The following is a 21,540-nucleotide window of genomic DNA, read 5'->3' as shown; positions in this document are numbered from 1 at the left end:
CATGAGCAGCCCCGACAATATCGCCGGCTACAAGGATGTCGTGACCGGTAGCCGCGAAGCGCCCGCGGACAATCCAGGTGCGGCTCAGATCCGCTCGGCCTCGGCGCCGGAACTCAAGACGCTGGCCGGCGTGGCCGTTGGCACGCTCGTCATCGCCGCCCTGTATTTCGGTCAGGAGGTGCTCATCCCGATCACCCTGGCGGTGATGCTCTCCTTCGTTCTCTCACCGGTTGTCAACCTGCTGCAGCGTCTGCGTCTTTGGCGTGCACCTGCCGTGATCTTGACCGTCATCGCGGCTCTGGGTGTCTTGGGCCTGTTCGGCGCGCTCATCGGTAGTCAGGCGGCATCACTGACTGTGAACGCACCGCAATATGCCCGCACCATCGAAGCCAAGGTCCAAGGGGTTCAGGGGTTTGCGGTCGCACGCCTAGCCTCGATCACCAAGGAACTGGGGGGCTCGCGACCAACTACCCGGCCTCGTGCCGCGCCGGCAACGCTGGCAACACCGCCGGCTGTGACAGCGTCCGACCAGCGCCGACCTATTCCAGTGGAAGTCGTTCAAGGCAGCACGTCGCCGTTTGCGATAGCGCGTACGGTTCTCGAACCCATCCTGGGCCCGCTGGAAACAACGGTAATCGTTCTTATCGTGGCAATCTTCGTGCTGATGCAGAAGGAGGATCTGCGCGATCGCTTTATCCGAGTGTTCGGATCGAGCGACCTGCACCGCACGACGCGTGCTATCGATGACGCGGGTCAGCGCCTCAGCAAATATTTCCTTTCCCAGCTGGCTGTGAACACGTGCTTCGGCGTCGTTATAGGCCTTGGTCTATGGCTGATCGGCATACCATCGCCGGCCATGTGGGGCGTGATGGCGGGTCTGCTGCGCTTCGTACCCTATATCGGGCCGTTCCTGGCAGCAGTTGCTCCTGCGGCGCTCGGTGCGGCCGTGGATCCAGGCTGGGGCATGGCGCTGGAAGTCGTAGCGCTCTTCGTGATCATCGAGCCGCTCACAGGTTATGTGGTCGAACCACTGCTCTACGGCCACTCGACAGGCCTTTCGCCTGTATCCGTGATTGTATCAGCGATCTTCTGGACGTGGCTTTGGGGTCCGATCGGGCTGATCATGTCCACCCCGCTGACACTATGTCTGGTGGTCATGGGGCGTCACGTTAAGAGCCTGGAGTTCTTCGACGTACTGTTGGGCGACAGACCGGCGCTGACGCCTATCGAAAGCTTCTACCAGCGCATTCTGGCTCGGAACCCGGACGAGGCTTTGGCACAGGCTGAGATGCTTCTCGCTGACCGGTCTCTCACCGAATACTATGACGGGGTCGTGCTTGAAGGGTTGAAGCTGGCAGTCGAAGACGAAGCGCACGGGACAATCGACCGCGCTGGTGCGGCGCAGATGACCAAATCGATGATGTCCGTGATCGAGGACCTACAGCCAACGTCCGGGCCAACACCGTCTGACACCATGGCAAAGGCTCAAACGGTCGCCTGCGTTGCGGGGCACGGTCCGTTCGATGACGCTGTTACTGCTATGCTCACGCAGTTGCTGGGTCAGCAAGGGGTGCAAGCGACGCGTATTCCCAATACCGAAGTGTCCCGGGATGCGGTGCAGACGTTGGATCTAACCGGGATCGATGTGATCGCCATTTCTTATCTGGAGGTGACCGGTTCGCCAGCTCAGCTGCGTTACCTTGTCCGGCGCTTGCGTGCCCGAGCGCCAAACGCGCGCATTGTTGTCGGGCTATGGCCGCAGGGAGAAGCTACCCTTAGCGATACCGGGATCCAACAGGCCTTGGGTGCGGACCGTTATGTAAGCTCGTTGGCCGATGCGGTCACAGTGATAGTAGAACCAAGACCTTATCTAAAGGCAACCTGGTCGGCCTAACGGGGGCAAGGAACTTTATGCCCTGACCTCCAAAAGGATAGCTCACTCACGCGGGACGGCCAACGGTAAATCGAAGCACATGGTACCAAAGTGTGATTACGACCGAGGATCAGGTGTTACAAAGGTACGTAAAAAAGTATTGTGAACGATTAAGTTGATTTTGATAAAGCAAGATTACGATTGGAGCTCGCCAGAAAGTTTGTTTGAACTCCGGATCGTTCGGCTTTTATGAGAAAATCGGTATCTGTCAGGGTACGGTGATCGATCCACCACTTCGCGTCAGTTACAAGGGCACAGACCTGAAAGCCTTTTCCCTTTGTAACCGGCTCGGCAACGAATCTGCAAAGGCGGCTAGCTCGAAGGGTTGTTGCCCATGCGACTTGACGATCACTACCGGTTAGAAGGGGTAGGTTAAGGTGCGCTATGGCGGCGCCGTCACGAACCGCCGCTTCCGCCTGCTCGGTTTGTTTGGTTGCGGCGAAACAGGTGCGGCACTCGGTTGTCTCTAGCCAGCGCGCCTTTCGCTCCTGCTGGCTGGCGAAGCCAGAGAGATAATGAATCTGCTCATGCCCACAGGCATGCGTAATGATTTGTCCCATAACGGGATGATGCTCGGCAGACATTTTCAGGCAACCGGTATGAGTCAGGGTGAATCGGGCATGCGGCAAGCCGTTGGCCTATGGTACCTGCCAGTTGGTCGACCTCGGCGTTGCCACATTGTTTTGGCATCGCATGGTCGGGTTGCCGTCAAAGGCTGATATCCCGCCTCGCCATTTCAAGGAACGCCACATTGCCGATCGGCGTGCGAGGCTCGGCTTTGAAGATGTCGGCCAGATCAAGCAGGTCGTTGTCGGCAAGGCCTGTTATGGACGTCTCGATCTCGGCAAGGCGTTCAGCGGCGCGATCACCACGATTAGTGATCCGCTTCATTTTTGTCCTGAGCATGCACCCTCCTACCATGGGCATCCTGATGCGGGCACCCCCCAGGGAGATGGGACCGACTTGGCACCTACGCTTTTGCCGCATCGTCCGAGTAAAGGAACGAGACGAACAGATCGGTCGACGATCTCAAGTGCCGCGCGCTTGCCGCCAGGTCGCTGGCGCTGCCCCGTACCGACGCTGACAAGAGCGCGGCAGATCCCGCCGCTTCCGCCACGCCGTCGATCCGGGTGCCGATCTCGTCCGCCGCGCCGACCGCACGCGCTGCACCCGCATCTACCTCTTGTGCCGTGAAGCGCTGCTTGCCGACTGCGGTCGCGATCCCCGATGCCGCGACCGATACCTGGCCGATCGCGGTATTCACGCTGCGAAGCTTCTCGCCCGTATCCGCGACGCCCTCGCGAATCCCAGCGAGCAGCATGCTGATCCGGTCGCTCGCCCGCTTGGTGTCCGCCGACAGGACCTTCACTTCGCCCGCGACGACCGCGAACCCGCGTCCTGCGTCGCCCGCCCGCGCGGCCTCGATCGTTGCGTTCAGGGCGAGCAAATTGGTCTTGTTCGCCAGGTCACGGATATCGTCGAGAAAAACTTCGATCTGGACCGCATGATCCTCAAGCATCGCGACCGTCTGCACGCTGCGCTGCGCTTCTAGGCTCGCCACCACGGTCAACTCCGATTGCCGGTCGGCCGCGATCGCGATCGTCCGGATCGATCTCGGACAGGTCGCGGATCGACGACGAGACATGCGCAATGTCGCGTGCTGCTCGGCTTGCGCCCGATGCCGCTTCAACCGCATCTTGGGTCGCACCGCCGGTGACATCCTCGAGCCGCACTGCTGCATGCTCTAGTCGTTCGGTCGCCTGTCCGATGCTCTTCACCACAGACGTCACCGAATGGTCGAACTCGTTCGCCAGGACCACCAGCTCGCCGCGCCGCTCGCTTGCAATTCGCGCCGCCTGCTCCTCGCGCTGTTGGCGTTCGCGCGCCGCCACCGCCTCCGCGGCACGCGCCTGAAGCATTGCCTCCTCGGTCCGCCGCTGGCCGTCCTCCGCCACCTCGGTCAACTCGCGAGACCGCCGCAACGCCGCGCTCTGCGATTGGAACAGCCGCTCGAGCTGAATCGTCAGCACCGTCAATGCGCCGAATTGCAAGCCGACCGCCAAGACATGAAAGATCACCCGGCCTAGATTGCCCGTGCCGGTGAACACGAATTCCGGGGCCCACCATTCGAGGGCAAGATGATGGACCGCGGTCAGCGCCGTCGCCAGCGCAATCGGCCGCCAGTCCGCTAACATTACCAGCGCCGCCATGCCGACGAAGAAATACATGTGCGCATCCATCTGCCATGGATGTCCCTTAAGGAGAAAGACGAGCATCGCCGGTATCACCGCGGCAAGGGATCCCATCAGCGTCCGGACCTCGACATCGTAGCGCCCACGAAGCGCCATCGCGGTCGGACCTGCTGTGATGATGGTGCCGATGACCAGCAGCGGGACGCCTGCGCCCGCATCCAGTACGGCGTTACCTATCAGCAGCCCCACCAATGAGGTCCAGCCGATCAACGCCCACGCTTGGACAGCGCGACGCCGCAACCGGTCAAGCGGGTTGAGTCCGGGATCATCCCCGATTTTCCCAGTGGCCCCGAGCTTTCCTCCAAAATCCAACCAGGAGAATGTTGGCTTCAGCAGTGAAGTGGTTCGGTTCATGCGCGCTTTCCAGCACCGCTATCAACGCCGCACCCCGCTGGCGGAGCGGCCATGATGACGATATTCCACGCGACCCGGGGGCGATGCGGGCACGATCGCCAACGACGACCAGCGATCCTGGAAATGGCCCGGCTCCGAGCAATGCAGCACCGCCCGCCAGCGCACCCTGTACGGCTGCTCCGCCATCTTGACCAAGTGGCACCAACAGCATCGAACCCGATTCTGGCGGCCACACCGTCAACGCCACGAGCCCAAACGTTGCAGTAGCGATCTGCGCAGGGATCAACATCCGGCTTGGCAGGAATTTCATACGCTTACCTAGGCACCGCCTGGTTAATGCAAAGTAAGTTCGCCACCCATGATCGCCCCCCGATCTGGCTTCGACAAGATCCAAATTGGTGGCCCGAGCTGGGGGTATCGCGTAGTTTGATGATCACTGGACCAAGGATCTCGATCGATATTTTCCTGAGGGCATGGACACGCCCGGCATCGTCATGATCCCTGTGAGTGCAAAGGCGATCCGCTACTGGGATGGTAGCAACGAAAGCCCGCTCGCCGTCTGATTTGGCACTAAAAGTCGTACTACATCGGACTTCTGCGGCATTGTCGCGGAAGTTCTGAGTTTCGAATATTTCGAATGTCGCCACTGTTGCTACAGCGGCAGGTCACCACGCGGCGGACTGCGAGAGGCCTCTTTTGACGCGCTACGCCCGCTAAACATCTGCTAAAGAACGATCCTTTTGAGAAGACGGCCGGGAGCAATGTGCACAAAACAGCAACTTTCTAACCAAGCGGAGAGAAAATACAAAAGGCCGCCCCTTTCAGGACGGCCTTTCCATTGTCAGCCACTAATGGCCTGATCCTTAGAGCTGGACAGCCCCGCCAGCGGGGGTCGCACTCATCCGGTTTGCCGTTAGCGGCGTATAACAATGAGACATTCGACCACCTCCTTCCAGTTGTTGAACAGTGAAGCGGATATGGGTGCGCTCACCTAAGGTTCAAGGATCTCAGCAGGATAGCCTTTCGCTCGCGCCGGATTGTTGATGCGCGTTTGCGCAACGGTGCTCGCATCCGTGAAGCGCGTAGGGATTTTTGTTCGGTTGGGTTAGTGATCCCGCTCAACAGGAGCTAATTCAATGCGTTACGTAATTCGTAAAGACGGCGAGATGTCCACGCTGGGTGTTCACCGAAACAGCTTCGACGAGGCGCTCGCTACCGCCGCTGAAATAATCGCGATGCGCGATGACGAAAAGTCGATTGCCGTGGAAGACACGTGGGAAGATCGGACCATCGACGAAGCGGAAATAGCTTCTTTGATTGCCGCGAGATCGCCGGACGCGGCTGACAATGCGTAACGTAGTACATTCAAGCGCGGTCGTTGGGGGATACGAGTGAACGGTTACGTGGAATTTCACAGTCCTGAGGGCGATCCGATCGTCGTGAACGTCGATCGCGTGAACTTTGTACGCCGTTTCAGGGGCGGCAATGATGCAAGTGCCGTAAACTTTGAAAAGGGCAATTATGTCGTGGTCAAGGGGAACCTCGCGGCAGTGATGAAAATCCTACAGGATGGATAACTGTGTTCCTGGTAGGCTCTACCGTCACGGTTCATATGCCCAATCATGCCGCGTGAACCAGAATTGGGGTCAACCCTGCAGCTGACCATACTAGTATATCAAATATGCGGATTTCTACTCGGCATGCTGCTCACGCTCGTTGCTTGCAACAATCACAAGCGGCCCAATTCTTTCGACGCCAAGCCGGATGAGAACGTTTCCCCTCCCTACAATGGCGTGCCGCAGGCAGGGCAAAAAGAAATTACTGCCTGGGGTGGCCGGCCTTTAATTCTAAAGGCCGGCCTGAAATCACTCGGCGGTGTTGTCGGCTTTGCGCTTACGCGGTGCAGGCTTTGCCGCCTCTGCCTTGGCCTCATTCGTCTGACCGGGCTTGCGACCCAGCCCGATGCTCTTGGCCATGGTACGGCGCGCTTCCGAATAGGTAGGAGCGACCATGGGGTAATCAGCCTTCAGGCCATAACGCTCGCGATATTCCACTGGCGTCATGCCGTTAGTGGCGAGGTGACGACGCAGCGTCTTGTACGGCTTGCCATCGATCATGCTGATAATGTGATCGGGGCTGGCGAGGGACTTCCGGGCCGTTACCGCACCAACGTATTCCTTGGGCTCCTCCGCAGGGTTTTCTTCGGTCTGCGAACCGCCAACAAGCGACTGAACGCTGCTGTGCATCTGCGATAGAAATGCAGGAACGTCGTCGGCTGACGTACGGGTATTTGGATTGCTAAGCCAAGCGATCGTCAGCTCGGTAGCGAGTTCAACAGCGTTAGGCTGGTAGGTATCGTCAGACATTGAGTGCTCCATTTAACTGACAGACAAGTAGGATTCCCTTAATAATCGTACAACCTTTCAAAAAGTTATTCTGTGAGATCGCCTCATCAAATGAGACCGACTGCCTGACGATCAACAACGGCTGAGTGAACCCCCGATTCAGAAGTTACCGGAGATATACGCCAGAAAAGTGGTACCCTTTTAAATGTAATTGGATCCGGTTTGATCTCGTCAACTTCAACTCAACACCGATAGGCCCGTGGACTTCCCCGTCCTTTGCCGATCGCTATTCGTGCCTAACACACGTCGGCAATTGTTATCGGTTGGGCAACTTGGGTTCGGTGTGAACGCCCGTCTAGACCGCTTTTTTTAGGGGCTCCGGCAGCTTGCTATCGGGCAGGGTTCGCGGAGGTGGCCATGGATCATCTGCGCATTGAACGGCTTGGATACGAATGTGGCCTTTTCGGGCAAGTCACCCGCCTTCGGCCGGAGTTGGCCGCTGCCGATGACGATCTCCAGGGGTAATTCTCCGCGACGTGTGGGCAAGCGCGAACCCGTTAGTATCGCCCGGCATATCGACGTCTGAGAAGAGCAGGGTGATTGTGCGCGCGTACTCAGGGAGCATCGCGATCGCAGCATCGCCGTGATCCGCTTCATAGGTGTGAAAAACCCGCATCTTTAACAATGGCGCAAGCTAGCCGATCAGCAAATGCCAATCGCGACGGAGGCCGTATTGAACAGCAGGTGACTTTGTCTTTTAGAACTTCACCATGGAACATTAATGCTGATTGGCAACAATGAAAAAGGAAAGCGGACCAGCGGTTTTGGAGCTGATAACGTCAGATTTTGACCGTTACAGCCCGTCACTCGGACGAGCTTATTTGCCGTCTCACCAACGCAGCTGCTGTTGCATATTGAGCGGCTCTGCCTAAATGCAGTTTACGGTCTCTGTCATGAGTCGCTGCCGCAGCCTTAACTAATTCCTGCTCCGCCTGTACGTCGTATTTCGATGCCTCGCCATCGCTGACCATTGGTTTTCTCCCTAATACTGTAATTCGGGGAAATTAACCGCCCGCAGGTAGGCGGACATTGCCTGGTTGCCGTTATCACTAAGTGAGATTTCAATTCGGCGCCGGTCGACAGGATCCGCGACGCGGTTGATCAGGTTCAATTTATGAAGATGGTCAATCCAACGCTGCGACGTGGTCGCTGGAGCGTCCGAGAAGCTAACCAAGGTTTTGACGTTCATTGGCAGGCGCTCTTCTCGCGCGGCAAAGAGAGCTAGTAGCATATCCCAAGCCGGTTCCTGGAACAGCTCGGCTGGTAAAAAGTGGCGACGGATGCGTCGTTCGGTGAGTAGCGAATTTGCATACCTGGTAAGCGCCGTCTGACTGGGCTCCTCGTTCGACGCATCCGGCCGTCCCGCTCTAGAAACCCGATCATTGAACTCAGCTGCCACGGTTGATAGCGTCTCAGTCAAATCATTAATCAGACTCAATACGGTCTCATTTCTCATAGCCCCCCCTTCAGAGCATTCTATGAACGTCGAGTATTTAGCACGCTTTGTTATGCACATGTCGTGAACTTAAGCTACGATTTCAATACCGATTTTCAACGAAACACCTCACTTTGCCAGAGAAGCAAATCCGATAAACGATGCCTTAATGTGGCTGTCAGTTACGTTACGTACCTTTTCCTTTACATCCGCGAGTAGTTGCGGAACACTAAGGTTTGCCTGGAACCCGACACACGCCAAATCCCATCTTTTAAACGCCCGTTCATGAGTACAACCGTTAATCATGTAGACGATTTTGTCATGTCGACTATCCCGGGCGATGCGAGCCATGAGCAAAGTTACGGCAGAAGCCTCACCTTCGATCAGCTGAATGTATCTCACGCCATCAAATACCAGAAGGCCTGTAACACCCACAAGCTTGTTATGGGCAGCTGATGTTTGACAGAGCTGTTCTAATTGAACAAATGGGTCATTTGCCAGAGCACGGCTTGTGTATCCAATATGATGCATATCAATTTACGAAAAAATGCCTGAACAGGTCACTTCGAGATCCTCCTCGTTTCTTACCGTCATTGTCAGTGTTCAGGTTTAGAGAACTTGATTGACTTTATAAAAAAGGCAATTTTTTTTTTATTGATTCACCTCAAGTGATACGTAAGCAGTGTAGTCTTATTTGATTAATGTTGGTATTCTTGTAGCAGCAGCCGACCGGCCTCTAAGTTGAGAAAGCCGCCCGGACGGAAACGTATTGCTTAAGGGATACGCCGAGCAACTGACGGTAACGTGCCACTGGGGTGGGCAAGATGGGGTAAGGCGCTCATCCTCAAATTTAGCGCGCAGAACAGCCCCAAGTCACCAGAACGGCGCAAGAAGCTCTCGTGCAAACTGTCGGTCTGCTTTATCGGAATGGAAGGTCGAGTAGGAATCCCCAGATCAACGCCTTAAAAAGCACTGGCGTTGGATGCCGTTTTCTCAAATTCTGTTTCCAAATTTATTTTCTCAAAATAGCTTAAACGATACGGGAAAACGGGAATCCTTAGCCGATCGGTTTTGGCGACGGAACTATGTCCAATTACTAGGCCACGTGGACAAAGGTTGACGCGCGTCTGATCGGTTGATTCAAGGCTGTCTTTTGGAGGCGGCGTTGGGCGAGCGGATTGGGGTTTCGGATGATGAGTGGGCTCTGATTGGGCCCCTGCTGCCGTCGGGGCGAGGACGTGGCTGCCGACCCGCGGGAGACAACCGGCCCTATTTCGAAGGTATGGTGTGGATGGCGCGGACGGGCGCACAATGGCGGCATTTGCCGGATGAATATGGCAAGTGGAACAGTGTGTTCCGGCGGTATCGTCGCTGGGTCGTGACGGGCGTGTTCGGAGCCATGCTGGAGACCCTGGCCGCTGTCGTCGAGCGGGATGTCAGCGCCGACATGATCGACAGCGCCGTAGTCCGGGCGCACCACTGCGCCGTCGGGCTAAAAAAAGGGATCAAGAATTCGAAGGGCTCGGCCGTTCGCGAGGCGGCTTCACAACCAAGGCTCTCCTGAGCTCGTCGAAGGGCTGCACGCCCGCTGTGATGGTCAGGGGCGACCGCTATGTTTCGTCCTGACGCCGGGCCAGGCCCACGACGTGAAGGGCTTCCGACCCTCGTTCGGGATGCTGGCTGACCGGATCGAGGCCCTGCTTGCCGATAAGGGATATGACGCCGACGCCATCCGCGAGGAACTCGCCAAGGCGGATGTCGAGGCGGTCATTCCAACCAAAAGTAACCGCCGCATACCGATCCTGCATGATCGCGAGAAATACCGTTGGCGCAATCTCGTCAAGCGCTTGTTCAGCAAGCTCAAGAACTGGCGCCGTGTCGCAACGCGTTATGACAAGACAGCAGAGTCATATCTCGGCTTCGTCGCGCTTGCATCAGTTACGCTGTGGCTGCCCTTTGTCCACGTGGCCTAGCAGTTACGGGTTCACCTCGCCGACTTCATGGCAGCCTACAATTTTGCTCGTTGGTTCAAGACACTCGGTAGCCTTACGCCTTACGAATACATCGCCAAGATCTGGACGTCAGAGCCGGACAGGTTCATCGTCGATCCGATCCACCAAGTGCCGTGACTAAATACCTAGTGCGTCAAACAAGAACCACAGGTTCCTGCTGCTGCCGATGACGCTTTGAGGTTTATGATGGGTTGCCCACATGGACCTCTACGTCATGAGTTTCTGGGCTATCCCAATTGTGCTCTCGGTTCTCGCCTGGCGTCGGCGAGGTCGTGCACTGGGATAGTCGGTTCGGCGCCCCACGTTGCCCAAGTCTTCGCTTGCTGCGATTAATGTGGCCGGCATCCCGTCTTTCCTCAAATACGTCGCAACGGGCGGGCTGCGCCACGGCACGCGGTCCGCGTTGTAGACCATGCCCAGTACCTTCGCGCCGAGCGTCTTCGCCCCGCCCAAGATCGTACGGTTTTGTCGCGGGAGCTGCTTCAGGCTTGCCGAGTTTCTCCCGCGCACGGAAACCACGCTGACCCTAAGGCAATCGTCATGTCTGTTCCTTCCAATTTGAAGCTATATTCCATGTTGTACGTCTCTATAACGCCGGCAAAAGGAGCGCTTCGCTGCCGGTTGGCCCGCCTCGCGTTTGCTGTGGCGCTTGAGGCGGGCCGTTATTCTGATCTTAACTATATGCCGTCAGACCAGTCGTTGAGGCGTCGCCCTCACACCGGACGGTCCCTGCTCGCCGTAAAGCTCTCCACAGTCAGGGCGGGCAGGGGTTCGGGATCATCACGCGGGCCTTGAAGTTCGTTACTTGTCCGTCCACAGAACGTCTCGTTGGTCCCGTCGAATCGCACTCGATCCCAACCGGCCCGCTTTTGCCCCACGGTTTAGCGGGCCGTTATTCCGCTGGCTTGTCGGTCTCGACACGGAACACCGTACTGGCCTTCTGATGAAATGCTTAGCAATCTTGAAGGTGTCCTCGGTGAGCACTCTGAGGCCCGTACCGTATGTCGGAGCACTGAGCAGCTCAGCGTTGCAAGGTGATGATTGCTGCTGGCACTGCTACCGCCATGTCACTAACAGGTATGTCGAGGACCAGTGATGCTCTTGCCGAACAGACTGCACAGGCCCAATCAGAATCCCGGCGCAAAGCGGCTGGGCAGCACTGCGAACATGCCGGTCGCTTTGAACAGCTAGCTTAAGAGTGCCGGATCACCGGCCGCGACCTTGCGATCGTCGCGCACCTGGGATTTTTAAACGATTGGTGCGTCATACCTAGCGTTGTATCATGCATTCCACGGTTCAGTATTAAACCGTCTTTGAGCGCTCGGAACGGCGACAGGCGGGAGGGCGGCGAAGCGACACGGTTAGATGCCGCCTTAAACTTACCCATTAGTGTAAAACCTCGTGTTCTGAGAAGTAGCACTGGTCGGCATTGTAGCATCGACAACCCCGCTAATCCCGGGCCGGGGCGTCCTGTTTTTGAACAAAGGCATTGCAAAGCGAGCAACTTTTATCTCGACTTCGTCATCTGATTGCCTCAGATCGGTTCTATGTGATCGGTGTTTATCCGCATTAAAGGGACTGGTATGATTAATACTCTAGTTTTTTGCGTTGCCGTTATTTGGGGTGGATCATTAACGATTGCTGTCGCGCTATGGATTGTCGAGGCCATGCCCATCCGCATTGCTGATCCGAAGCGGCGGTCTAGTGACCGCGCACGATAGCTCGCAAATCTAACGCGGTTTGTTTAGCGTCCGCGATTAATGATCGCTACGCTCAAAGGAATGCGACTAGCTCCAGATGTCGTCGGTGATATGCAACACCAATTGCCTTGATCACATCGGCCGTCATGGGGTTGCAGACAGATGCCATGTCATCCTCAACTCTCGCACTCGCCGGTCACGATTGGCTATATGTTGGCCACATCTGCAGAACAAAATGTCTTGGAGATGGTCGAATACCTATGCCAAGAGTGTGATGTTGGTCGTGTAATCTTTCATGCGGTCTGGCTACCGCGGTTTACCGCTGAATCCGTTCCGCTGCGCCGACCCTCGTCTGTGTTCAGTAGGAGCAAGTGATGGCGGACGGTAATGACAAAAGATACGAAATGTTATGCTTATAGGCATTGCGATCTGACTTGTTTCATGGTCGCGCCGCTCGTCAAGTTCTACATCCGGGTGCAAGTCTGAAGTTGAGGAAAACCAAACCGGCCATCGACAGATTGGCAAGGATAAGCCAGTAATTTGGCAGAAGTGAACTGGAATTTTTTCTACGTCAATTACCTCGTAAGCAATGAATCCGGAACTTCAAGCTGTAGAATGGTTAACGACAGAGAGGCAGGGTTTGATAGGAAAACACATCTATTGTATATCGCGGATCCGTGTTAGGGGCGACTCGCCGGTAAACGTGGCGAACTAGTGTGGGTGTTCGAATTAGCCACGTTGTATGGAGGCCGCTTTGAGCGAGGCCCAGGACAACGCTGACGTCGACAAGATGCTGATGGAAGCGCTTTTCTTGCTTGAGCATCGGCAAGAACATCTAGCGGCCGCGCTTGTAGGCCAAGCGATCACATGGCTGCGATGGCAGGATGAGACAGGGCTAGAACTCAGACCTGACGGGAAACCGCATGCTTCACAATGAGCACACCTCGCTATACCGTTAGACTATTGCCACAGCATTCCTAATTAGGGATGGGGGGGCATACTACTGTGCTCATTGTCGTTAGCTTATGCGGGCTTAGGAGAATGTCGTACTTTATCGTTCCAAGCAGCCAGGGCCTATACCTGACCGGCCTGCGCTCTCAACGTATCGGTGACGATCCGATCAACTGTCGCTCCCGGTATGTCAGCGGGTACATGGGCGGTGCCGGACAAAAGGAGTCGTTTTAGGCCAGCGCGCTGACGCTGGCCCAAAAACGTTAGTTGCTGTCCGAGTTATCGTCGCCGTCGATCGCGAGATAAAGCGCACCGCCGACTGCGATTACTGCGGCTGCAACGATAATCAAACCGCCGTCAGCGACTTTGCTCTTTTTAGCGGTAGGTGTGCCTGTTCGAACTGCCTTCGATACCGAAAGGCTCGCTGCAAAGGGTGCGGGCGCAGCGCTCGCAGCAGCAGGTGCAGCGATCAGGGCCAAGCCGGCCGAGGCCATCGCGAGGGATTTGAGAAACATAAAATTCTCTAGTAGCTGCGACGTGGTTCGTCACACAGCCGGTTATGACATACCCGTTAATCAATCGTAAACGACCTAAAATCCGGATCTACGTTCCTGCTTATCCTCAATAGGATTGAGAGGGTGAGTTGGACGCCGACGAGCCAGGGCACGAAAAAGGCGACCGAAGCCGCCCAAGTGTACGATGCCGAAAAGGGGCTAACGACATGCGCGAATTAGGTTGGGTTGGCTGACCAATTTATTCAACCTAGCCATGGCCCGAACATAGAGGATTCTTTGTAACCGAGCGTTAATCGTTAGCAGGATGATCAACAAAAGTGGGTCGTACGAGATAAAGAGGAACGGCTTGCCGAACTTCGTGAGCAAGTCGAAAAGCTCCGTCCCCTCCAGATTAAGTCTTGAAGTCGCATCGCTTTGGAAGACGTAGGTCAACTGAGCACCTCCCGCAGATCGAGCTTCTAGCGCATCAGGGCAGCTGCCATTCGAATGCCGGAGCACTTTTCACTGGGCCTCCATTGCCCCGATAAGAATTGCAAGCCAATGGTGAGTTCATGCCCGCTTCTGACTTGGGTGTCCATGCGAACATCCCGGCAATTTTACCGCATCCGCCCACGCTTTGATTGTAATAATTCGACAGGCAAGGTCGTCCTAAACGCTAGACAGGTACAAATACTCCTTCTGTAGGACTCGCCCAAATCACTCATGCTTCCCACTTCGGCCTTTCCACATCAGGATCGAGCGCGTGGGAATCGTACACCGGTTGCGCCTGCCGGGGAGGCTCGCGCCGTGGAACGTCAGGGACCGGGTTGGGTAGGGTAGGGTAGGCAGCCCGACGCCGAACTGGCTTCAGATATGTGCAATTCCCGTGCATTGCTGAAAAACCGCTATCGCCTTGTCTTCCTTCCGCCACTTGTTGATCAGGAGCCCGCGCTCGGTTCTAGAGTAGCCCAGCTCCGTGCGGCGCGGTCGCTGAAGATTGCAACGCCGCTCTCGTTGAACAGGTTTCTGGCGTGAAGCGTAGGTCGGCGTCGTCACTCGGAGCGCAGAGCACGCCCTCTATGCGCCTGTTGTTCTTCGACTTATCCCCATTCGGAAGTCTAGGCCGGCAAGGGAGGTGGTCAGTTCGCACACGGCCCCTACATAGCCGTCTGCGATAGTTTGAAATTGGTAGGCTGAGTTTATGAGTGCGTTGAGCGAAGATTTACGCAACCGTGCAGCCGCTGACCGCGCAGCAGCGGAAGACGCGAAGCTGCCAAATAGGAAGGCTGCGCTTTTAGCGTCCGCCGCCAAACTTGATGAGCTCGCGGCTCACGCCGAGCGTGCAGAGCGCCTGAGTATCGGTCGTTCTTGATGACCGCATGGAACAGCGCATACCGCCTTAGTAGGCGTTGCAAGGAATTCTACTTCCTAAACGATCTACGAACTTGCAGGCCCTAAAGGAAGGCGTACGTTGCTCCAACGAGCCAATTACCTGACATCAGCGATGCCGTCGGCCGTTTAAAGCGTTCAGTTCAACTTGGAACAAAGGCGATTAGATTGACTAGGAAAACGGATTGGACGCGGACGGCATCGACACGGTCCTAAGCTTCGCGGCTGAATTACCGTGGAGCGACTGAGCGAGGCGAAGATGTCTGAACGTGAAGTATGGCTTAATGCCGGAGAAATCGTCAAGGCTCATGGTTATGCGGCTCCAAGAGCTGTGCTTTATTCTCTTGGCAATATACTTTCTGATCCCTGCGCCAGAAAAGACTAGCAACGTGTTGCAAAAGTTGTGAATCGGATCCTATTTGCTTGCCCGCGTAAGTCAGCTTTTTTATATACGATTTCGGGCTAAATTGTCGACCCTTAGCCGCGGCATTAAGATCGTCGGCTGGGAACCCCTGGAACCTCGCAAAAGAGAACAGTATCCTATCTATTGTCTCTTAACAACGAATGCATAAAGGGGAACCGTAGTCACCCGTATCTGACCTACCCGGGCGACTAGGTTGACGTGCCGCTACTCGCACTTAATGAGGCTTCCGAAGTCTGTGCGGACTGTAGAAGTGATGAGTTCGTGCATACGTGGTTTTGGTTTCCACGGTTCAACAACGCTAGCTTTAATGGCAGTAACTGGTATTTGGGGCGCACGCCGCCACCGGTTTCCTGGAATTGGGCAACGGATAGGGGCGGCGTACGAGCGTCAGGCGCGCGCCGTCCCGCTTTTCCTTGAAGATACGATTGCTCGAATCGGTTGATCGCGCATAAACCCTACGAATGGACGGGCCGACACTGAAGCCGAAGAGATAACAGACGCCGAATTGCTACGCGCCTATCAACAAACAACCGGACGAGCGAACGACATGATCGCCAACGCTCTGCCTGCTAAAATTGCGCGACGCGACCTTGACGTATGATAGGCAACCGCGACGTCTGGATGAATGCTAGGGCGTTTTTAGCTAAGCTTTACAACCTGACTGCAGTTTATATTATCGCGCGGCTGGCCGGCGATCCTCAGCGATGGTGTTGCGGTCGAGGATTGGCGCCGAATAGCTCAGGCGATCGACATGGTTATTGACGCCAAGCAACGGTGACGGCCCGCATCATCAAAAGTGTCGCGCTTGCTGCCAGGCTGTCGGAGGAGGCTCGGCTCGCTTTGCTGGCCGCGAAGTTCAATGGCTGCAGGTGGATGCTCTCGTCGCCTTCGTCCAAGGCTATCAATGAGCTACAGAGCCTAAAGCTAGCGCGGGAGTTCAGAGGTGAGGCACATGTCACCATATCAGGACTGAACGTTCGGGCGATCGTCATCCGATCAAGCTACCGTCAAAAGGCGGTGTCCCAATAGCTACCCGAGCGACGTAGCTGTTAAACGAGCGCTTTGAGCGATGCCGTTACGCTCTGGCTGCGGCCGATCTCTTTTCTGCGTCGCGTCTTCCAAGAACCTGATCAGCTGCCAGCGCTTGGGGCGACGCCCATAGGCAGCGAAGCGCCAAACGAATGGTGCCGACACGTCCAGCGCTGGTTTGATCAAGAGATGAGCACAGGATCTGTACCGCTAGATCAACGGTAATTGTAAGCGCGGTCTGAGGGGCCGCCTTGTAGGCGGAGCGTTCAACGGGTTGATGGCAGCTCTTTGAACGGGGCCGTGATGTCGGACGAGACTATCGAACCAGCTGCAGATGTAGCGAGTAGTCATACGACCGGTCGTATGAGTGGTCGTATCGAGATTGTCGGGCGGGTGTCGGGCCGGCGCCGCTGGACGGTCGAGGAGAAGCTGGCGATCCTGCGGGATGCGTTTGGGCCGGATGGGTCGGTCCGGGCGGCGGTCGAGCGTCACGAGGTCGGCAGCGGCGCGATCTACACCTGGCGGCGCCAGGCGATGTCGGGTGCACTGAGCGGAGTGCCGGCCCGGCCTCAGACCGCATTTGCCGAAGTCCAAATCAGCGAGCCGCCCATGATGCTGCCGGCGCCGCCCGTCGAGGCGCCAGCGGACGTCCGGACCGCGGGGCAGATCGGCATCGAGCTGCCTTCGGGTGTGCGACTGACCGTCGACGGCACGGTCGACGCCGAGGCGCTGTCGCGCGTGATCGGCGTGCTGACCCGATGATCCCGCAGCCGACATCGACGCGGATATTCCTGGCGTGCGGCGTCACCGACATGCGCAAGGGCTTCGATGGCCTGGCGGTATTGGTGCAGCAGGTGCTCCGGGAGAAACCATATTCCGGTGCGCTGTTCGCGTTCCGTGGCAAGCGCGGCGACCTGATCAAATTGCTGTGGTTCGACGGTCAGGGACTCTGCCTGTTTTCGAAGCGGATGGACCGGGGGCGTTTCGTCTGGCCGGTGACCGCGACAGGCACAGTGGCGCTGACATCGGCGCAGGTGTCGATGCTTCTGGAGGGCATCGACTGGCGCCGTCCAGAGCGGACATGGGCACCAACATTGGCCGGCTGAAAACATAGCTTTTCCGCCATTTTTGCTCGTGTGAGAGTGCGCGAACTGCTATGAAAATGAGGTGTCGCAAGCATCTCTTGCCCCATCTGATGCCGAGGCGCGGATCGCCGTGCTGGAGGCCTCGCTCGCCCGAGCCAATGCAGCACTTGCCGCCCGCGACCTGCTCATCGAGACACTGCGTGGACAGATCGCTCGGCTGCGGCGGATGCAGTTTGGCGCATCCTCCGAGAAGTTGACGCGCGAGATCGCCCAGCTCGAACTCACACTTGAGGAACTGGAAACCGAGAGCGCAGTCCCGGAGACCGGCGCGGTCTTGTCAGACACGCCCGTGCGGCCGGCACCAGTCCGTGCGTTGCCCGACCACCTGCCACGCGCGGAGGCCGTCCACGAACCCGCCTCCGGCGCCTGCACATGCCCGGACTGTGGCGGTGCGCTACGCCGTCTCGGGCAGGACGCCCATGAGATGCTCGACGTCCTGCCGGTGCACTGGCGCGTGGTGCGGAACGTCCGACCGAAATACAGCTGCCGGACGTGTGAGAAGATCGTCCAGGCAGCTGCCCCGGTGAAGGCAGTCGCACGCGGAAAGGCGACATTCGCAACGCTGGCCCATGTCGTCGTCTCGAAGTTCGAACATCACCTGCCGCTTTATCGGCAGTCCGAGATGATGGCGGCCCAAGGCTTGGACATCGACCGCTCGACGCTGGCGGGCTGGGTCGGTCATGCAGCCACGCTGCTTGACCCCATCGTCAGTCGCATCCGCGAGGAAGTGCTGAAAGGCGACAAGATCCACGCGGACGACACGCCAGTTCCGGTGCTCGACCCAGGCCGCGGACGCACCGCGACCGGGCGACTATGGGTCTATGCAGTCGATGACCGCGCCTCCGGTAACACGGCTCCGCCAGCGACATGGTATCGCTTCACGACCGACCGTACCGGTGCACATCCGCAAGCCCATCTCGCCGGATTTCGAGGCTTCCTCCAGGCCGACGCCTATGCCGGTTACGACGGGCTCTATCGAAGCGGCGTCACAGAAGTCGCGTGCTGGGCCCATTTCAGGCGCAAGGTGTTCGACCTGCACGAGCGGGTTGCCACGCCGCTGACCACCGAGATTCTTGAACGCATCGGTGCCTTGTACAGCATAGAGGCCGAGGTCCGCGGCAGGCCGCCTGACGTGCGGCTGGCGGCGCGGCAGAACCGGACGAAGCCGCTAGTCGATGCGCTGCGCGAGGCACTGGACGCAGCACTGCGCCGCCTGTCGCCAAAGTCCGACATGGCCAAGGCTATCGCCTATGGCACGAAGCGATGGCTCGCACTGTGTCGCTTCCTCGATGACGGGCGCCTGGAGATCGACAACAACATCGCCGCACGCGCGTTGCGCGGCGTTGCCGTCGGACGGCGAAACTGGCTGTTCGCTGGTTCGAAAACGGGCGGCGAGCGCGCCGCGGCGATCTACACCGTCATCCAGACCTGCAAGGCCAACGGCGTCGACCCGCAGGCCTACATCGCCGACGTCACTGGGAAGATCGCAGCTGATTGGCCAGCAGCGCGATGGGACGAGCTCATGCCCTGGAACTGGTCCGCGCAAACCGCAGAGCCGGTGGCGCAAGCCGCGTAATCTGCGGCCTGCCGGCCACGCTTACCGGTAATTCGCCTTTGCCGCTGTTTCCTTATCTGGAACGAAACGTGGACAAAATTACGATGATTCGCCATGGTTGTACGATGCCGGCTCTGTACGAGCGACGATGAGGGTGCGGTGACCGAGCACGTTGTACCGTACATGTGATAAAGTCGCATGGAATGGGTTGAGGGCCGGACGCTTTGAAATCAGGTAGGGACTACGTGTATGAACGCTTTTCGCGAAATGACGGTCGCGGGTTAGCAAGCTCTGCAAAGCGAGTGAGTCTCTTACAATAGTAATTTAAGTTTATGCCGAATCGGAAGGGATGACGTTCAATAGCGTCGTGATGGACCGTAGCCTGAGCGCGGCCGCTCGGTCATACTTCCTCGCTCTCCGTTTTGCTTTTGCGCCGCACCTCGAAGAGCGAGGAATTTCTTATTTCACAACTTGATAGCGTAAGCCATCAACGTGGCGAGTAACCGTGTTCGCTTTCAGACCAAGCGTCCTAACCCCCTTCAACCCCAGCGTGATCAGGCCATACTTCGAGCCGTCCGATAGCGATCGGTCGGCATGTTTGATTTGGGCGGTCGTAGCGGACACTGGGTAAGGCGGGTATTGGAGATGAATTACGACGTTGGTTGTAAAGGCACCGATGCGTTGTGCCTGATCAGAACTGCAGGTTGGCTACGCCTGCGGTGCTGCCCAGCGCCAAGTAAATGTAGTAGGTGTTTCCGCCATGCTCGACTTGACCATCGAACCTTTGGTGTTTGATCCCACGGTTTGATGGTGCGATCCTTTCGTTAGACTGGAAGGAAGCCGTATGGGACAGGTACGTCACGGGAGCGCCACGACCACGCACGCCGCCCGAGCAGCAATACAGCGATCGGAAGCTTCGCCCTCGACGCTAAGCCGGGAGCTTGGGATCAACCCGAAGACGGTGGCGAAGTGGCGTAAGCGAACGACGGTCCAGGACTTGAAGACCGGGCCGAAGGCCCCTCGCTCTACGACCTTGACCGAAGCCGAGGAGGCAGCGGTCGTCGCATTCCGGCGCCACACACTCCTGCCGCTCGACGATTGCCTCTATGCGTTGCAGCCGTCGTTGCCGCATCTGACACGCTCAGCGCTGCACCGCTGCCTGCAGCGTCATGGCATATCCCGTCTGCCGGACATTGAGGGGGACAAGCCGAAGCGACAGCGCTGCAAGCGCTACCCTATCGGTTTCTTCCACGTGGACATCGCTGAGGGGCAGGCCGCCGAGGGCAAGGCTTTCCTGAGCTCGTCGAAGGGCTCTACCTGTTCGTCGGCATCGACCGCATCAGCAAGTTCGCGGTCACTCAACTCGTCGACAAGGCTGATCGACGGACAGCGTGGGAGTTCCTGGAACACCTGCTGAAAGCCGTGCCCTACCGCATTCACACGATCCTGACCGACAACGGCATCCAGTTCGCCAAGCAACCATGCAACCGCAACATCGCCTGGTCGCCGCAGATGCGCTTTGACATGATCTGCGAAGCCAATGACATTGAGCACCGGCTTACCAAGCCGAACCATCCTTAGACCAACGGTCAGGTAAAGCGGATGAACCGCACGATTAATGAAGTGACCGTCAAACGCTTTCACTACGAAAGCCACGAGCAGTTACGGGTGCACCTCGCCGACTTCATGGCGACCTACAATTTCGCCCGTCCGCTCAAAACGCTCAGCGGCCTCACGCCTTACGAATACATCGCCAAAATCTGGACGGCAGAGCCGGATAGGTTCATCGTCGATCCGATCCACCAGATGCCGGGACTAAACACCTAAGCGCTTCTGGGACGTCGGTATCGACACGAAGGCCACCACGACGATGACAGGAACTGTCACGGTTGAGGACAGCCGAGTAAGTCTCAAGGTATGGGGGGCGCTGGTCGGCGATACGCTGGTGAGCCGCAACGCACGTGATGGCGACGTAGCGGCTTTGCAGTCGCCGGTGGCGACCGGTAACATCCATCTTCGGAAGCTGATTGTCTGGAACGAAGACCCTAACGGGCTGCTTGTTGGGTTCCAGGGTGACGGTGGCATTGTGCGGATTGATGACTGCGAGCTGCATGTTCCGCCGACCTATCGCGTCTCGTGGATCAAGCCGGGGGCGAAGAACACGAAGCTGATCCTGGGGCCGTCATGCGTGCAGCGCGGCAAGGTGGTGGTCGCGCCGGTAAAGGCTATTGCTCCGGCCGGGCGGCTCGTCGACGCCGGCCAACTGCTGCCGGACGGTTCAAAGTATGGCCTGATCACACTCGGCGCAAAATGGGCCGCAAAGATTAAGCTAAAGGCTAATACTGTCGTCCGTCACTTGGATGGGTTTCGATATGAAGTGGTGCGCTAACGATTAGGTTTTTACAAAATTCGTCATTGTCCCGATTCTGAACAAAGTCGGAAGCTGAAAATTACCACTTTCC

The 21,540-nt window shown here is 57.3% G+C and carries 17 protein-coding genes and 3 pseudogenes; 12 read left to right on the top strand and 8 right to left on the bottom strand.

Going from position 1 to position 21,540, the window contains the following annotated elements; genetic code table 11:
• Position 1 precedes the first annotated feature (1 nt).
• Positions 2-1,894 (top strand): AI-2E family transporter, encoded by a 1,893-nt coding sequence (locus NHF48_RS22575; protein ID WP_253072691.1) that lies wholly within the window; start codon positions 2-4, stop codon positions 1,892-1,894.
• Between the two features lie 149 nt (positions 1,895-2,043).
• On the opposite strand, the gene NHF48_RS22570 is transcribed toward NHF48_RS22575, so the two are convergent.
• The 4 genes from NHF48_RS22570 to NHF48_RS22555 form a co-directional block, all read right to left on the bottom strand.
• On the bottom strand, positions 2,044-2,517 hold the full coding sequence (locus NHF48_RS22570; RefSeq protein ID WP_253072690.1) for a hypothetical protein: 474 nt from the start codon (positions 2,515-2,517) through the stop codon (positions 2,044-2,046).
• A gap of 124 nt (positions 2,518-2,641) precedes the next feature.
• Positions 2,642-2,824 carry a hypothetical protein gene (locus NHF48_RS22565; protein ID WP_263817080.1) on the bottom strand — a complete coding sequence of 61 codons (183 nt, stop codon included), beginning with the start codon at positions 2,822-2,824 and terminating at the stop codon, positions 2,642-2,644.
• Positions 2,825-2,903: 79 nt separating this feature from the next.
• On the bottom strand, positions 2,904-3,494 hold the full coding sequence (locus tag NHF48_RS22560) for a methyl-accepting chemotaxis protein (protein WP_263817079.1): 591 nt from the start codon (positions 3,492-3,494) through the stop codon (positions 2,904-2,906).
• Positions 3,445-4,374 (bottom strand): hypothetical protein, encoded by a 930-nt coding sequence (locus NHF48_RS22555; protein ID WP_253072687.1) that lies wholly within the window; start codon positions 4,372-4,374, stop codon positions 3,445-3,447. The genes NHF48_RS22560 and NHF48_RS22555 overlap by 50 nt, the downstream gene beginning before the upstream one ends.
• Positions 4,375-4,979: 605 nt before the next feature.
• Here NHF48_RS22555 and NHF48_RS22550 point away from each other — a divergent pair.
• From NHF48_RS22550 to NHF48_RS22540, 3 genes and pseudogenes are all read left to right on the top strand, one after another.
• Positions 4,980-5,102 (top strand): annotated as a pseudogene (locus NHF48_RS22550) (pyridoxamine 5'-phosphate oxidase family protein); the annotation flags it as partial.
• A 573-nt stretch (positions 5,103-5,675) separates the two neighbouring features.
• Positions 5,676-5,894: a hypothetical protein gene (locus NHF48_RS22545; RefSeq protein WP_253072686.1), complete on the top strand. Its 219-nt coding sequence runs from the start codon at positions 5,676-5,678 to the stop codon at positions 5,892-5,894.
• Between the two features lie 36 nt (positions 5,895-5,930).
• Positions 5,931-6,116, top strand: coding sequence for a hypothetical protein (locus NHF48_RS22540; protein ID WP_253072685.1), 186 nt, complete (start codon positions 5,931-5,933; stop codon positions 6,114-6,116).
• A gap of 288 nt (positions 6,117-6,404) precedes the next feature.
• Here NHF48_RS22540 and NHF48_RS22535 read toward each other — a convergent pair whose 3' ends face one another.
• The 3 genes from NHF48_RS22535 to NHF48_RS22525 form a co-directional block, all read right to left on the bottom strand.
• Positions 6,405-6,905: a MucR family transcriptional regulator gene (locus tag NHF48_RS22535; RefSeq protein ID WP_253072684.1), complete on the bottom strand. Its 501-nt coding sequence runs from the start codon at positions 6,903-6,905 to the stop codon at positions 6,405-6,407.
• 1,021 nt (positions 6,906-7,926) lie between these two features.
• Complete coding sequence (locus tag NHF48_RS22530; protein WP_253072683.1) at positions 7,927-8,400, bottom strand: hypothetical protein; 474 nt, start codon at positions 8,398-8,400, stop codon at positions 7,927-7,929.
• Positions 8,401-8,508: 108 nt separating this feature from the next.
• Positions 8,509-8,910: a BLUF domain-containing protein gene (locus NHF48_RS22525; RefSeq protein ID WP_253072682.1), complete on the bottom strand. Its 402-nt coding sequence runs from the start codon at positions 8,908-8,910 to the stop codon at positions 8,509-8,511.
• A 604-nt stretch (positions 8,911-9,514) separates the two neighbouring features.
• Between NHF48_RS22525 and NHF48_RS22520 the strand changes: the two genes are divergently transcribed.
• The 3 genes and pseudogenes from NHF48_RS22520 to NHF48_RS22510 all read left to right on the top strand — a co-directional run.
• Positions 9,515-9,943: an IS5 family transposase gene (locus tag NHF48_RS22520; RefSeq protein WP_342454779.1), complete on the top strand. Its 429-nt coding sequence runs from the start codon at positions 9,515-9,517 to the stop codon at positions 9,941-9,943.
• On the top strand, positions 9,891-10,352 hold the full coding sequence (locus NHF48_RS22515) for an IS5 family transposase (protein WP_342454783.1): 462 nt from the start codon (positions 9,891-9,893) through the stop codon (positions 10,350-10,352). Before NHF48_RS22520 ends, NHF48_RS22515 begins: the two co-directional genes overlap by 53 nt.
• Positions 10,353-10,508, top strand: a pseudogene (locus NHF48_RS22510) (IS481 family transposase); the annotation flags it as partial.
• 2,797 nt (positions 10,509-13,305) lie between these two features.
• Here the strand turns inward: NHF48_RS22510 and NHF48_RS22505 are convergent.
• A complete protein-coding gene (locus tag NHF48_RS22505) occupies positions 13,306-13,557 on the bottom strand; it encodes a hypothetical protein (RefSeq protein WP_263817078.1) in 252 nt (83 codons plus the stop codon).
• Positions 13,558-16,741: 3,184 nt separating this feature from the next.
• Between NHF48_RS22505 and tnpA the strand changes: the two genes are divergently transcribed.
• The 5 genes and pseudogenes from tnpA (at position 16,742) to NHF48_RS22480 (ending at position 21,467) form a co-directional block, all read left to right on the top strand.
• On the top strand, positions 16,742-17,140 hold the full coding sequence (gene tnpA / locus NHF48_RS22500; protein WP_253072679.1) for an IS66-like element accessory protein TnpA: 399 nt from the start codon (positions 16,742-16,744) through the stop codon (positions 17,138-17,140).
• Positions 17,137-17,484 (top strand): IS66 family insertion sequence element accessory protein TnpB, encoded by a 348-nt coding sequence (gene tnpB / locus NHF48_RS22495; RefSeq protein WP_253072678.1) that lies wholly within the window; start codon positions 17,137-17,139, stop codon positions 17,482-17,484. Before tnpA ends, tnpB begins: the two co-directional genes overlap by 4 nt.
• A gap of 61 nt (positions 17,485-17,545) precedes the next feature.
• On the top strand, positions 17,546-19,099 hold the full coding sequence (tnpC, locus tag NHF48_RS22490) for an IS66 family transposase (RefSeq protein WP_253072677.1): 1,554 nt from the start codon (positions 17,546-17,548) through the stop codon (positions 19,097-19,099).
• An 823-nt stretch (positions 19,100-19,922) separates the two neighbouring features.
• A pseudogene (locus NHF48_RS22485) lies at positions 19,923-20,905 on the top strand (IS481 family transposase).
• Between the two features lie 43 nt (positions 20,906-20,948).
• On the top strand, positions 20,949-21,467 hold the full coding sequence (locus NHF48_RS22480; RefSeq protein ID WP_253072676.1) for a hypothetical protein: 519 nt from the start codon (positions 20,949-20,951) through the stop codon (positions 21,465-21,467).
• Positions 21,468-21,540: the final 73 nt, after the last annotated feature.

This window comes from Sphingomonas sp. H160509, from assembly GCF_024124765.2.
In the GTDB taxonomy this organism is placed as follows: Bacteria; Pseudomonadota; Alphaproteobacteria; order Sphingomonadales; family Sphingomonadaceae; genus Sphingomonas.
This window is presented reverse-complemented; position numbering and strand designations above follow the sequence as displayed.